At 71.0% G+C, this 13175-nt stretch carries 6 protein-coding genes; 4 read left to right on the plus strand and 2 right to left on the minus strand.

All coding sequences use genetic code 11. The annotated features are described in order from the left end of the window. The first annotated feature begins 2 nt into the window (after window positions 1-2). The 4 genes from ACSHT8_RS01940 to ACSHT8_RS01955 all read left to right on the plus strand — a co-directional run bounded on the left by ACSHT8_RS01940 (window position 3) and on the right by ACSHT8_RS01955 (window position 7136). On the plus strand, window positions 3-710 hold the full coding sequence (locus ACSHT8_RS01940; RefSeq protein ID WP_436497078.1) for a FadR/GntR family transcriptional regulator: 708 nt from the start codon (window positions 3-5) through the stop codon (window positions 708-710). 168 nt (window positions 711-878) lie between these two features. After that, window positions 879-2132 carry a haloacid dehalogenase-like hydrolase gene (locus ACSHT8_RS01945; protein WP_436497080.1) on the plus strand — a complete coding sequence of 418 codons (1254 nt, stop codon included), beginning with the start codon at window positions 879-881 and terminating at the stop codon, window positions 2130-2132. 36 nt (window positions 2133-2168) lie between these two features. Continuing rightward, entirely contained in the window at window positions 2169-4718 is a 2550-nt protein-coding gene (locus tag ACSHT8_RS01950; protein WP_436497082.1) for a phosphocholine-specific phospholipase C, read from the plus strand. A gap of 210 nt (window positions 4719-4928) precedes the next feature. Continuing rightward, a complete protein-coding gene (locus tag ACSHT8_RS01955) occupies window positions 4929-7136 on the plus strand; it encodes an RICIN domain-containing protein (protein ID WP_436497084.1) in 2208 nt (735 codons plus the stop codon). A 42-nt stretch (window positions 7137-7178) separates the two neighbouring features. Here ACSHT8_RS01955 and ACSHT8_RS01960 read toward each other — a convergent pair whose 3' ends face one another. Both ACSHT8_RS01960 and ACSHT8_RS01965 read right to left on the minus strand, forming a co-directional pair. Then, window positions 7179-12638 carry a carboxyl transferase domain-containing protein gene (locus tag ACSHT8_RS01960; RefSeq protein ID WP_436497086.1) on the minus strand — a complete coding sequence of 1820 codons (5460 nt, stop codon included), beginning with the start codon at window positions 12636-12638 and terminating at the stop codon, window positions 7179-7181. A gap of 110 nt (window positions 12639-12748) precedes the next feature. Next, on the minus strand, window positions 12749-13156 hold the full coding sequence (locus tag ACSHT8_RS01965) for a hypothetical protein (protein WP_436497087.1): 408 nt from the start codon (window positions 13154-13156) through the stop codon (window positions 12749-12751). Window positions 13157-13175: the final 19 nt, after the last annotated feature.

Below are 13175 nucleotides of genomic sequence, written 5' to 3' on the forward strand. Positions count from 1 at the left end.
AGATGAGTGTGCAGGCCAGTGCGGCACTCTTCCGACCGGTCCGTGCCGGGAACGCGTTCGAAGAGACCGTGGAGCGCCTGCTGCAGGCCGTCCGCCTCGGCGTCGTCGAGGCGGGCGGCAAGCTGCCGCCTGAGCGCGAACTCGCCGAGCGGCTCGGCGTCAGCCGGGTGACCGTGCGCGAGGCCATCCGCGCGCTGTCCGACGCCGGATACGTCGAATCCCGCCGCGGCCGCTACGGCGGCACGTTCGTCAACGAGGCCCTGCCCGCCCCGACCGTGGGCGACGGGGTCATCGACGCCGAAGAGCTGGAGGACGTGCTGTGTCTGCGGCACGTCCTGGAGACCGGCACCGCCGAGCAGGCCGCGATGCGCTCGCTAACCCCGGACGAACGCCGCCACCTCAGCGACGCGCTGCTGGAGGCGTCGACCTCCGACCTGGACGGCTACCGCCGCCGGGACGCCCGGCTGCACCTGGCGATCGCGGAGTCCAGCGGGTCCACCTCGCTCACCAGCGCGGTCGCCGACGTGCGGATGCGCGTCGACGCACTGCTCGACCGGATCCCGCTGCTGCCGCCGAACCTCGACCACTCCAACGCCCAGCACGCCACGATCGTCGGCGCCATCCTGGGCGGCGACCCGGAGACCGCGCGCCGGGCCATGGCCGAGCACACCGAGGGCACCGCGTCGCTGCTTCGCGGCTTCCTGCGCTGACAAACCAGCACGTTTAATGGTTTAACTTGCTGCTATTGAAGTCTTGACGCGCCTGTTGTCCTGCGTCAAGCTACCTACCCAGGTGAGTTCAATGGATCACATTTGATCCATTGAGCCCCATGTTGAGCCGCTTGTCCCTGCTTGCGGTGTCACCTGGAAGGACTGCTCATGCGGGTACGTCTCCTCATCCCCACGGCCGCCCTGGCGCTCAGCGCGCTGGGCTTGGCGCCAGTGCCCTCGGTAGCGGCGGCGCCCCGCGCCGAGTGCGCCACCCTCGATCCCGGATTGTCCTGGTACGGCGAGAACCGGCAGCGGCTCGACGCCATGATCGCCGAACACGGCCGCTGCGCCGAGCGCCCCGGCCCGCGCCCGGTCGCCGTGTTCGACTGGGACAACACCGTGATCCGCAACGACGTCGGCGACGCCACGCTGTTCTGGATGCTGCGCAACAGCGTCGTCCGTCAGCCCGCCGACTGGGCCGCCACCAGCAGGTACCTGACGCCTGCCGCCGTGACGGCACTGCGGTCGGCGTGCGGCACCGCCCCTGCCGGTCGCCCACTGCCCACGGGCACCGACACCCGGTGTGCCGACGAGATCCTCGCCGTCTACTCGACGGCCGCGACCACCGGCGGCGCGGCCGCGTTCGCCGGCCACGACCACCGGCGGATGGAGCCCGCCTACGCCTGGCTCGCGCAGCTGCTGGCCGGGTGGACCCCGGCCGACGTGCGCGGGTTCGCCGCCGCGGCCCAGCGGGAGAACCTGGCCGCGCCCGTCGGCGCGACCCAACTCGTCGGCACCCACCAGGTCACGGGCTGGGTGCGGTACTACGACCAGCAGCGCGACCTCGTCCGGACGCTGCGCCGCGCGGGCTTCGACATCTGGGTGGTGTCCGCCTCGCCGCAACCCGTGGTCGAGGTGTGGGCCGCGGGGGTCGGGGTCGGGGTGAACCGGGTCGTCGGCATCCGTTCGGTCAAGCAGGCGGGTAGGTTCACCCACCGGTTGACCGGATGCGGCAACGTCCCCGACGGCGCGGACAGCGTGATCACCTACATCGATGGCAAGCGGTGCTGGATCAACCAGGAGATCTACGGAGTGCGGGGAGCCAAAGCGTTCGACCGGCAGGACCCGGCCAGGCGGCCCGTCTTCGCCGCGGGCGACTCCACGACCGACCTGACCTTCGTCCGCGACGCCACCGCCCTGCGGCTGGTGATCAACCGGAACAAGACCGAGCTGATGTGCCACGCCTACCACGACGCCGACGGCCGCTGGATCGTCAACCCGATGCTCATCCAGCCCAAGTCGGCGCAGGCCGCGCCCTATCCCTGCTCGACCAAGGGCGCGACCGACGCCGCGGGCCGCGCGATTCCGGCGCTCGACGACGCCGGGCACGTCATCCCCGACCAAATCGATTCAGTCCACTGAGGACAAGCTTCCTTACCCCCTGCTGAAAGGAAGATCATGGACCGCCGTACCTTCTTCGGGCTGGGCGCGGGCGCAGCGGCGTTCAGCCTGCTGCCGCTGAGCGTGCGCAACGCGATGGCCGCCGCCGCGCCGACCGGAGGACTCGAACTGATCGAACACGTGGTGATCCTCATGCAGGAGAACCGGTCGTTCGACCACTACTACGGTTCCCTGCGCGGCATCCGCGGCTTCAACGACCCGAACGCGCTCAACCTCTCGACCGGCCGCTCGGTGTTCCACCAGCCGAGCGCGGTGACCTCCGACCTGAAGGTCGGCCACCCCGACGGCTACGTCCTGCCCTACGCCGTCAGCGACTACCACATGGCCGGAACCCCGCACGGCTGGTCGGACGGCCACGCGGCGTGGAACAAGGGCCGCAACGACGCCTGGGTGCCGAACAAGAAGACCAACACCATGTCGGGCTACCGGCGTGAGCACCTGCAGTTCTACTACGCGCTCTCCGAGGCGTTCACCATCTGCGACGCCTACCACTGCTCGGAGATGGGCCCGACCAACCCCAACCGCAACCACCTGTTCAGCGGGAAGATCGGCTTCGAGCCCGACGGCACGACCAGGGCGACCGGCAACGCGCCCTACGGCAACGCCAACCACACCGGCTACACCTGGAAGTCCTACGCCGAGCGGCTGCAGACCTCCGGCGTGTCCTGGCGGGTCTACCAGGAGTGGGACAACTTCACCGACAACCCGCTGGAGTACTTCAAGTCCTTTGTGGATGTCGGGCTGAAGGCGCTGGCCAAGACCGGCTACAAGAAGGTCGAGGCGTTCTACGACGCGCTGCGCGGGGCGTCGAGCACGACCCAGAACACCATGCTGGCCCAGTTGGCGGAGGGCGTGGCCACCCTGACCCCGGCCGAGCGCGCGCTCTACGACGGCGCGCTGCGCCGCGAACGCAGCGGCGGCCTGCTGGCCGCGTTCAAGGCCGATGTCGACGGCGGCACCCTGCCGACGGTGTCGTGGCTCGTGCCGAACACGGGGGAGAGCGAGCACTCGTCGAACGGCCCGGCCAACGGTGCCGTGCTGACCAGCAAGCTGCTCGACGTGCTCGCGTCGAACCAGACCATGTGGAACAAGACCGTCTTCATCCTCAACTACGACGAGAACGACGGCTTCTTCGACCACGTCCCCGCGCCGACGCCACCGGTGGTCGGCGACGGCTCGGACGGCAAGTCCACGGCCGCGTTCGCCGACGAGATCGTCTCCGGCACCCCGATCGGGCTGGGCGCGCGGGTCCCGATGATCATCGTCTCGCCGTGGACGCGGGGCGGGTACGTGTGTTCGGAGGTGTTCGACCACACGTCGGTGCTGAAGTTCCTCGAACGCGTCACCGGAGTCGCCGAACCGAACATCACCCCGTGGCGCCGCGCGGTGTGCGGCGACCTGACCTCGACCATGGACCTGAACACCGCGGTGCCCACGTATCCGACGCTGCCGGTGCCCGCCCCGTCCAGCGGCCCGCGCGGCACGTTCCGCACGCCGCCGTCGACGCAGGCGTTCCCGCTGCAGGAGCCCGGGGTCCGGCCCGCCAGGCCGCTGCCCTACAACCTCACGGTCAACTCGCGGGTGACCGCGGGGCAGGTGTACCTCGACTTCATCAACAGCGGTGCCGCCGGTGCGCACTTCTCGGTGTACGCCAACCAGTTCCGCACCGACGGGCCGTGGCGCTACACCGTGGAGGCGGGCAAGTCGCTGACCGACTCGTTCGTGGCCGGGAACCCGGCCGGGGCCTACGACCTGACCGCGTACGGCCCGAACGGCTTCGTCCGCCGCTTCGCGGGCAACCGGATCACCGCGACGTCGGCGGGCAAGGCCAACCCGGAGGTCACCCTGCGCTACGCGCCTTCGGAAGGGCGGGTGTACCTGACGATGACCAACCCCGGCGCCGCGGCGTGCGTGGTCAAGGTTGTCGCGGGCAACCGGTCCGGCGGGCCGTGGACGTATCCGGTCGCGGTGAACGCGGTGGTCGAGGACTACTTCACGGTGGCGGGCACCGACCACTGGTACGACCTGACCGCCACCGCCGACGATGGTTTCCTCCGCCGCTTCGCGGGCCACGTCGAAACCGGCGCGGCCAGCAAGAGTGACCCGACGATGGGCTCCGGCCGACTGTCCACCGTGGTCGCCTACGCCAGCAGCGAGGAAACCTCCGGGGAGAACGGCGCCGCCCGCAACGCCGTGGACGGCAGTACGTCGACGATCTGGCACACCCGCTGGTCGACGTCCCCGGCCCAGCCGCCGCATGAGATCCGGCTGGACATCGGCAGCACCCGGACCGTCACCGGCCTGACCTACGTGCCCCGCCAGGACGGCGGCGCGAACGGCCGCTTCGGCGGCTACGAGGTCGCCGTCGGCACCGACGGGACCACGTGGACCACGGTTAATTCGGGCACCTTCGCCGACGACGCGACGACGAAGACTGTCCGCTTCTGGCCGACCTCGGCCCGGTATGTGCGGGTCCGGGTGCTGTCCGAGGCGGGCGGCCGCGGCCCATGGGCCTCGGCGGCGGAGTTGTTCCCACTCGGCTACTGACCCGGGCGGCCGGGGTGCACCCGCGTGCACCCCGGCCGCCACCGCGGAAGCCGGACCCGGTGCTTATTCGTTCATGAGCTGAACGAATCCCTACGAGGTCAGCAAGGGTGCGCTGGACGCTACGTCGTATAACTGCGTGTTGACGGATGTTTGAAACGGTCGGATTATGTGCAGGTTCGCTCACCCGCGTGTGAACTAGGGAGCCCCTGCATGACCCCCCTGCAAAGCAAGCCACGACGACCGCGGTCGCGGTCGGTCGCCATCGCCGCCGTGGTGGCGGCGTCCGTCACCCTGCTGCCTCAGGCGTCGAGCGCGGCAATCGCCGCGACCTACACCGTCACCTACGGGACCACCGGGTCGTACTCGCACCCGACCGACACCCCGGCCGCCACGTTCATCGACAAGGACGGCACGTTCTACTTCCAGCAGGGCGCGTCGCTCTACGGTTCGACGCAGCCCCGGTACTGGGACTTCTTCACCGGCACCAACTTCGACACCGCGACCCGCTCCAGCGCGATCAGCGACGCGGTCAACCCGAACAACGCCAACGACAAGAACAACGACACCACCTGGCGGTGCAACAACAGCCCGACCGGCCTGAAGTCGACCTACGCACCGGCCGGGTCCGGCTACTCGCAGCGCAACTTCTGCGTGCTCGTCGGCGTGTGGGTCGACCCGGACACCGGCCACTGGTACGGCCTGGTGCACAACGAGTTCACCCCGCAGCCGTTCGGCGACGGCCTGCACTACGACGGCATCGACTACGCGGTGTCGACCGACCGGGGCCGCACGTGGACCATCAAGGACCACGTGATCACCTCGCCGTACAGCACCAAGCGCGGCGACACCGCGGCGTTCCCGAACCAGACCTACCACTACGGCGCGGGCGACCAGCGGCTGTTCGTGGACACCGCGTCCGGCTACTTCTACGTCTACTACGGCTCGCGGATCGTCGACAAGGGCGGGAGCTGGCGGGCCTTCTACGGCCACGTCGCACGGTCCCCGATCGCGTCGAAGATGGCGCCTGGGTCGTGGCAGAAGTGGTACAACGGCTCGTGGTCGCAGCCCGGCGTCGGCGGCCGGGAGAGCACCATGGTCCCGGCGACAGCGGCCGCGCCCAACGGCTACGTCGCGCCCGCGGGGGAGTACAGCCCGCTCAACACCGGCACGTCCGCCCAGCAGATCGCGGCCGGGAAGATGCCGCCCACCTCGCCGCTGTTCGTCATGAACATCGCCTACAACGCCCACCTCGGCCTCTACATCGGCACCCCGCAGGCCGTGGACCAGTCCGGGAACGCGCCGCAGGAGGTCTACGCCACCGATGACCTGACCACGCAGAAGTGGACCCTCATCGGCGACTCGGGCAGCTACAAGAACGCGTCGTGGTACCGCTGGTTCCTCGACAGCGTCAACAAGACCGGCTCGATGATCATCGGCAAGAACTACCGCTCGTACTGCTCCATCGCCTGCACCGGGTCGAGCGGCCAGTACGCCAACACCACCATCACCTCCAGCGAGCCCGCCCCAGCCCTGTTCGACCCGACGAAGACGTACTCGATCGGGCTGGGATCGGGCCGCGTCCTGGCGCAGGTCTCCGGAAGCTCGGCCACGACCTCGGTCGCGGCGGGCACCGGCTCGGCGCTGGAGAACTGGCAGTTCGCCGCCATCGGCGACGGCTCCTACAAGATCACCAACGCCTCGACCGGCCAGCTGCTCGGCGTCGGATCGACCGCCACGACCACCCGGGCGTGGGGGACCAAGCCGACCGTCACCGCGGGCGGCCCGGCTGTCGGCCAGCAGTGGTTCGTCATCAAGAACCCGGCAGGCACCTACCGCCTCGTCAACCGCTACAGCGGCTTGGTGCTGGCGCTCTCGTCCGACTCGACCAGGCTCGCCGAGACCACGCCTGCGCGCTTCTGGACCAACACCACCGGGGACCCGGTCGGCGGAACCCGCACGGCCGCCGAACAGGCGCTGACGATCACCGTCACCGGTTCCGGCCCCGCCTCGCTGAACGGCACGCGAACCGTGACCACGTCCGGCAAGGCACTGGACAACCCGGGCTCGTCCACGACGGCGGGCACCCAGCTCATCACCTGGACGCCGAACACCGGTGCCAACCAGCGGTGGGTCTTCACCCAGCAGTCCGATGGCGCCTACACCATCGTCAACGCCGCGTCGAACATGTGCGTCGACGACTACGCGGGCGGCACCACGCCCGGCACCAAAGTGATCCAGTGGACCTGCACTGGCGGCGCCAACCAACGCTGGACCGCCACGAGGCTGAGCAACGGCTCCTACACGCTCACCAACGTGCACTCAGGACTGTTGCTCACCACCGCGTCGACGACCAATGGTGCGTTGGTCACCCAGGAGTCGAACACGGGAACCGCCCTGCAGCAGTGGGTGATCAGCTAGAAAGTGTTGAGCGGGGCGCCATCGGGTGCCCCGCTCAACCCCTTACGCCAACCGCGCTTCGATCGCCTCGATGATCCGCGGCCGCAGTTCGGCGGCCCGGATCACCGCGTCGACGGAGCCGACCTCGACCGCGCGCCCGATGTGGTGGACGCGGTCGAACTCGCCCGCCACCTCGCCGAGCTTCTCCGCCCGCACCGTGGACCGCAGCTCGTCCAGTTCCGCGATCAGTGCCGCCCGGTCCGCGCCCGTGACCGCCGCGCTGCGAGCCTCCAGGTCGCGGATCCGCGGGTCGGCGGCGATTCGAGCCGTGACGTCGCGGGTGAACACCACCGCCGCGGCGGGGGCGCCGCCGAGCACGGAGGCGAACGAGCCCTCCAGCGCGAGCACCGTCATGTTCGGGTTCAGCATCTTCGAGAACACCACGAACGCGCCGCCGTGGTACCGGGAGATCACCACGAACACGATGGGGCCGCGGAAGTTCACGATCGCCCGGCCGATCTCCGCGCCGTACTCCAACTGGAGCTTGCGCATCGACTCCGGGGAGCCGTCGAAGCCGGACAGGTTCGCCAGCACCACCAGCGGCCGGTTGCCGCTGGCCGCGTTGATCGCCCGCGCCACCTTCTTCGACGACCGGGGGAACAGCGTCCCCGCCGTGTAGGTGTCCGGGCCGTCGGTGGGCGGGAAGCCGCGCCGCTCGACCGACCGGGACTCGATTCCCAGCAGGCACACCGGGATACCGCCGAGGTGCGCGTCCTGCACCACAGCCGTCTCCGCGTCGGCCATGCCCGCCCAGCGCTCCAGGACCGGTCGGTCCTGATCGGACAGTGCGCGCAGCACGACCCGGATGTCGAAGGGCTTCTTGCGGTCCGGGTTGGTCTCGGCGGAGAAGATCTGCCCGACGGTGGCGAAGTCGCTGCCCGCGATGTCGTGCGGGTAGTCGGTGACGTCGCGGTCGATCGGGTCGGTCGTGGCCACGCGGCGGGGGCCGCTCTCGCCCGGGGCGACGTAGGTGTGGTCGTAGTAGGACATCAGCAGGTCGCGCGCCGCGGCGAGGTCCGGCGCCCAGTACTGCGCCTGGCCGTTGGGGCCCATGACGCGGTCGTAGCCGCCGATGCCGAAGTTGTCCTCCGCCGACACGCCGCCGGAGAAGTCCAGCGACTGCTTGCCGGTGAGCACCATCGCCGAGTCGGGCGTCATCACCAGGATGCCCTTGGTGTGCATGAGCATCGTGGCCTCGGCGTTCCAGTACGGCTGCGCGCCGACGTTGATGCCCGCGACCACGATGTTGATCTCGCCGCCGTCCTGGGTGAACGTGACGATCCGCTTCAGCGCGGCGGCCACCCAGTCCATGTTCTCGGTGCCCGACTCCATCGAGATCCGGGCGCCCGCCGACAGCGCGTACCACTCGACCGGCACCTGGAGGCGTTCGGCGAGGTCGAGCGCGGCGATGACCCGGCGGCACTCCGGTTCCGACAGCGCCCCGAGGGAATCCGTCGGGTCGCCGAGCAGCACGACGCGGGTGACGCCCTGCGGGTGCCGCGCGGTCGGGGTGCTGACCACGCCCGCCACGATGGCCGCGGTGTTCTCGCCCCGCGGCCGGTCGACCGGCACCAGCGTGTGCGTCTCGTCGAGGTCGTACTCGGTGAACGCGCCGATCATGCCGGTGATCTCGTACGGGTAGACCGTGTTGCGGCTGCTCGCCCGCAGCACCTTCTGTCGGTAGCCGTCCAGCGGCGGGATCGGCGCGTCCGAGGGCTCGTCCACGGCGAACGTGGGGCTGCCCGCGGCGTCGAACGAGATCCGCAGCGCGATCCGGACCAGCTCACCGGTCTTCGGGGACCGCTGGCGGAGGATGAACTCGATCTCCTCCAGCCCGGCGCCCGTGGTGGTCGGCAGGATCCGCTTGGCCAGCTGCTCCAGCTCGGCGGGCGTGATGTCGCTGGCGGGCCAGACGTAGACCACGATGCGGTTGGTGTTGAACCGCGCGGCCGACGACCGCCGCGACTGGGCGCGGCGGATCGAGTCCAGGCACGTCGCCAGGGTGTTCTCCGCGGTCGGCAGGGCCACCAGGCGGCCGTCGTGGTCGCGCAGCCCCACCAGGTCCCGGATCTGGGTGAACGCCACCAGCCGCTGGTCCGCCGGGTTCTCCCGGGCGACGCAGTGGAACAGGTACACGTCCTCGTCGGCCGACGGCAGGCGCTTGAGGTCGAACTCGCGCAGCCGCTCCAGCTGCATGCGCTGGGCGATGTACGGGTGCAGGCCGCGGATCAGCCGGTCCTCGGCCATGCCAGCGCCAGACGGGCGGAACGTGACGTGCTGGTGCATCACCTCGTCGCCGCGGCCCGCCACGGTGAGCGTGAGCCTGCGGACCTGCTCGGGCAGCGGGTGCGCGCTGACCACCGCGGCCAGCTCGGCCGCCAGCTCGGCGGCGTCCTCCGGCTGGTCGCGCCACGCCAGGTACACGTCGGCCTCCAGCGGACCCCCGCCCGCGGCCAGCGCGCCGAGGCCCTCCAGGGCCTCATGCAGCGCGTCGTGGCGGGCGGCGGTGGACACGACGGTGAAGTCGGTGCGCTCGGCGGTGACGAAGGTGCGATCACCGATCTCGCTGGTCTGGATGCCCACCAGGCGCTGGTTGCCGTAGTACCGGCGGGTCAGCACCTCCAGCATGATCGCGTTGTCCCGGGTGTTGCGCTCCAGGTACTGGCTGAGCACCCGCACGAGGGGCTCGGTCGTCCGCACCATCTGGCCGATCCGCTCACCGCGGTCGTCGGCGTCCGGGTTGGCCACCAGGTACCGCACGTGCCTGCGGACGTCGGCGTAGACCCTGGCCCGGTTGCGGCGCAGCAGCGGCTGGCCGAGCCACGCGAACACGACGCCGCGGGCCAGGTCGGACACGACCGGGAAGCGCACCTGGGTGGCCGACACCAGGTGTTCCATCGCGAGACCCACGGGCTCGCGCAGCGCCTCGTCCGGCGGCGGCTCCTGCAGCCAGGCGCGCAGCAGCGTGGCCACGACGCCGGCGTCGGCGGACGCGCGCTGCTGGGCGAGGAAGATCCGGAATACGGCGGCTTCCAGCTCCGGCGTGCGCTCCAGGTCGGTGACCCCGTAGTGGCTCAGGGCCTTGGCCAGCCGGACCCGGAACTTCTCCGGCAGCCCGGCCCGGTCGACGTCGAGGCTCTGCAGGTAGGTGTGGAAGTACTCGCGCGCGCTGTGCAGGTGGCCCTCGCCGCCGACGTCCTCGCCCGCTGGCCGGTTGCGGCTCAGCTCGGCGAGGTCGGCGAACGCGGTCATCAGGCCGACCTCGGCCGCCAGCGGCCGGTGGCCCGCCTCGGTCGCCGCCCGCCGCGCCGCGAGGTAGTCCTGCAGGACCCGGCCCTCGTCGTGCGGGTCGACGTCGTAGCCGAGCAGCTGTCCCCGCAACTCGTGCACACAGCGCTCGACGCGCTCGGTGGCCGACACCTGCGGGCGGGCCGCCGCCAGATCCAGCTCGACCGGCTCGTCGGCCGCGGCGTCCGCCGCGTCGGTGTCGGCGAGCGGCTCCAGCCGCAGCAGCGGCGCGCCGGTCTCGACCTGGCTGCCCACCGAGACCGCGCACTCCTTGATCCGAGCGGCGAACGGCGCCCGGATCACCGTCTCCATCTTCATGCTCTCCAGCACGAGCACCGGCGCCCCGGCCGCCACCTCGGCCCCGGCCGCGACCGGCGTGGCCACGACCAGCGCGGGCGCGGGGGAGCGCACGACGCCGCCCTCGTCGCGGCTGACCCGGTGCGCGACGCCGTCGACCTCGATCAGGACGATCGGCCCCGCGGTGCCCAGGAGCAGGCGGTGGCGGGTCCCGTTGACGCAGATCCGGCCGGAGTGCTGGTCGAAGCGGTCGAGCTCGACGTCGGCGGTGCGGACCTCGCCGCCCGCCTCGATACCGACCCGGAAGCGGAACGCCCCGACCCGGGACACCCGCACCCGGTAGGTGGCGCCGCGCAGCTTCAGGTCGAGCTTGCGGCCGCTCTCGTGGCGCACCTGCGGGCGGCCGCCGAACGCGGTGGACAGGAGCCGCTGCCGCTCGGCGCTCTCCTCTTCCTCGTACGCCTGGATTGCGGCCGCGGCGACGGCGACGGCGGAGTGGCGCCGCGCGACGAGCCTGCCCTCGCCCCGGACCCGGTCGATCCAGCCGGTGTCGGCGCTGGCGTCGATCACCTCGGGCTGGTCGAGCAGGTCGAGCACGAAGCTCTTGTTGGTCGCGCCGCCGTCGATGATCACCGTCGTGTCGGCCATCGCGCGGCGCAGCCTGCCCAGCGCCTCGTCCCGGTCGCGGCCGTGGGCGATGATCTTGGCGATCATCGAGTCGAAGTCGGCGGGGATGGTGTCGCCCTCGCTGAACCCGGTGTCGACCCGGATTCCGGGGCCGCTGGGCAGGTCGAGCCTGGCGATGCGGCCGGGGGAGGGCGCGAAGTCCCGGTCCGGGTCCTCGGCGTTGAGCCGCGCCTCGATGGCGTGCCCGCGCTCGACCGGCGGCGTGCCCTCCAGCCGGTTCCCGGCCGCGACCCACAGCTGGGCCTTGACCAGGTCGAACCCGGTCGTGATCTCGGTGATCGGGTGCTCGACCTGCAGGCGGGTGTTGACCTCCAGGAAGGCGAACGTCTTCGTCCCGGGGTGGTACAGGAACTCCACGGTGGCGGCGCCGCGGTAGCCGACCGCGACGGCCAGCCGCTCGGCGGACGCCTTCAGCTCGGCGGTCTGCTCGGCGCTGAGCACCGGCGACGCCGACTCCTCGATGATCTTCTGGTTGCGCCGCTGGACCGAGCAGTCGCGCACGCCCAGCGCCCACGCCGTGCCCTGCCCGTCGGCGATGACCTGCACCTCGACGTGGCGGGCGCCGGTGACCAGGCGCTCCAGGAACACCACGCCGCTGCCGAAGGCCCGCGCGGCCTCCTGGCTGGTCCGCTCGAAGGCGTCGACCAGGTCGGCGTCGTTGGTGATCACGCGGATGCCGCGCCCGCCGCCGCCCGCGGTGGCCTTCAGCATCAGCGGGTAGCCGATCTCGCCCGCGGCCGCGACGGCGGCGTCCACCGACTCCACCGCGCCGCGGCTCCACGGCGCCACGGGGACGCCGACTTCCTCGGCGATCAGCTTCGCGCCGATCTTGTCGCCGAGTTCCCGCATGGCCTCGGGGCTCGGCCCGACGAAGGTGACCCCGACCTCGGCGCACAGCGCGGCGAACGCCGGGTCCTCGGCGACGAACCCCCACCCGACCCACGCGGCGTCCGGCTTGGTGTCCTGCAGCGCCCGCTTGAGCACCTTCAGGTCGAGGTAGGGGCGGGCGGCCGCGGCGCCGAGGCTGTAGGCGACGTCGGCCTCGCGGACGAAGGTGGCGCTGCGGTCCACGTCGGTGTGCAAGGCGATCGTTTCGATCGTGGTCCCGGTCTCCGCTGCCAACTCCCGGGCAGCGTGGATGAGCCGCATGGCGGCTTCTCCGCGGTTGACGATCGCGATACGGCGGAACATGCGTCCGGCCTTCCTCTGCTCTCCATGGCCCCGAGCGGCCAGGTTCCGCAGGCGACCCTACCTAGTATGCCCAGGCCAAGGCCGCCTGCCTGGGTGACCGGAGAGTAGGGTCAGAGCGGGTCGGGACGGCGCCAGGCCAGAAGGTTGATGCCGAGGCCGCTCAGCGTGGCCAGGCTCGCCAGGACGATCACGACGATGTGGGCCTGCTTGGCGTCCTCCAGCGCGACGTCGCTGACCTTGCCGTCCTTGACCTCGTAGCGCACGGGCACCCGCTCGCCCACCTCGTGGGCGGAGCCGCTCTCGGAGACCTCGGCCACCTCGGTGCCGTTCGGTCCCGGGTAGGACACCATCAGCGACACGCTGCGCCCGCTCTTGAGGCGTTCGGTCACGGTGGCCTCCGCGGTCTCCCAGGTCGCGCGGTCCGCGGTCAGCCGGATCATGTAGACGAGGACGTACACCGCGCCGAGCAGGAACAGCCCGACCAGGAACCGACCCGAACTGGTCCTCAGTTTGTTCACCGCGAATACCTTCCGCCCC

Source organism: Actinokineospora sp. HUAS TT18 (assembly GCF_051364635.1).
Lineage (GTDB): Bacteria > Actinomycetota > Actinomycetes > Mycobacteriales > Pseudonocardiaceae > Actinokineospora.

Coding starts and splice junctions, on each gene's coding strand:
- ACSHT8_RS01940 (WP_436497078.1), top strand. CDS start 3: ATGAGTGTGCAGGCCAGTGCGGCACTCTTCCGACCGGTCCGTGCCGGG.
- ACSHT8_RS01945 (WP_436497080.1), top strand. CDS start 879: ATGCGGGTACGTCTCCTCATCCCCACGGCCGCCCTGGCGCTCAGCGCG.
- ACSHT8_RS01950 (WP_436497082.1), top strand. CDS start 2,169: ATGGACCGCCGTACCTTCTTCGGGCTGGGCGCGGGCGCAGCGGCGTTC.
- ACSHT8_RS01955 (WP_436497084.1), top strand. CDS start 4,929: ATGACCCCCCTGCAAAGCAAGCCACGACGACCGCGGTCGCGGTCGGTC.
- ACSHT8_RS01960 (WP_436497086.1), bottom strand. CDS start 12,638: ATGTTCCGCCGTATCGCGATCGTCAACCGCGGAGAAGCCGCCATGCGG.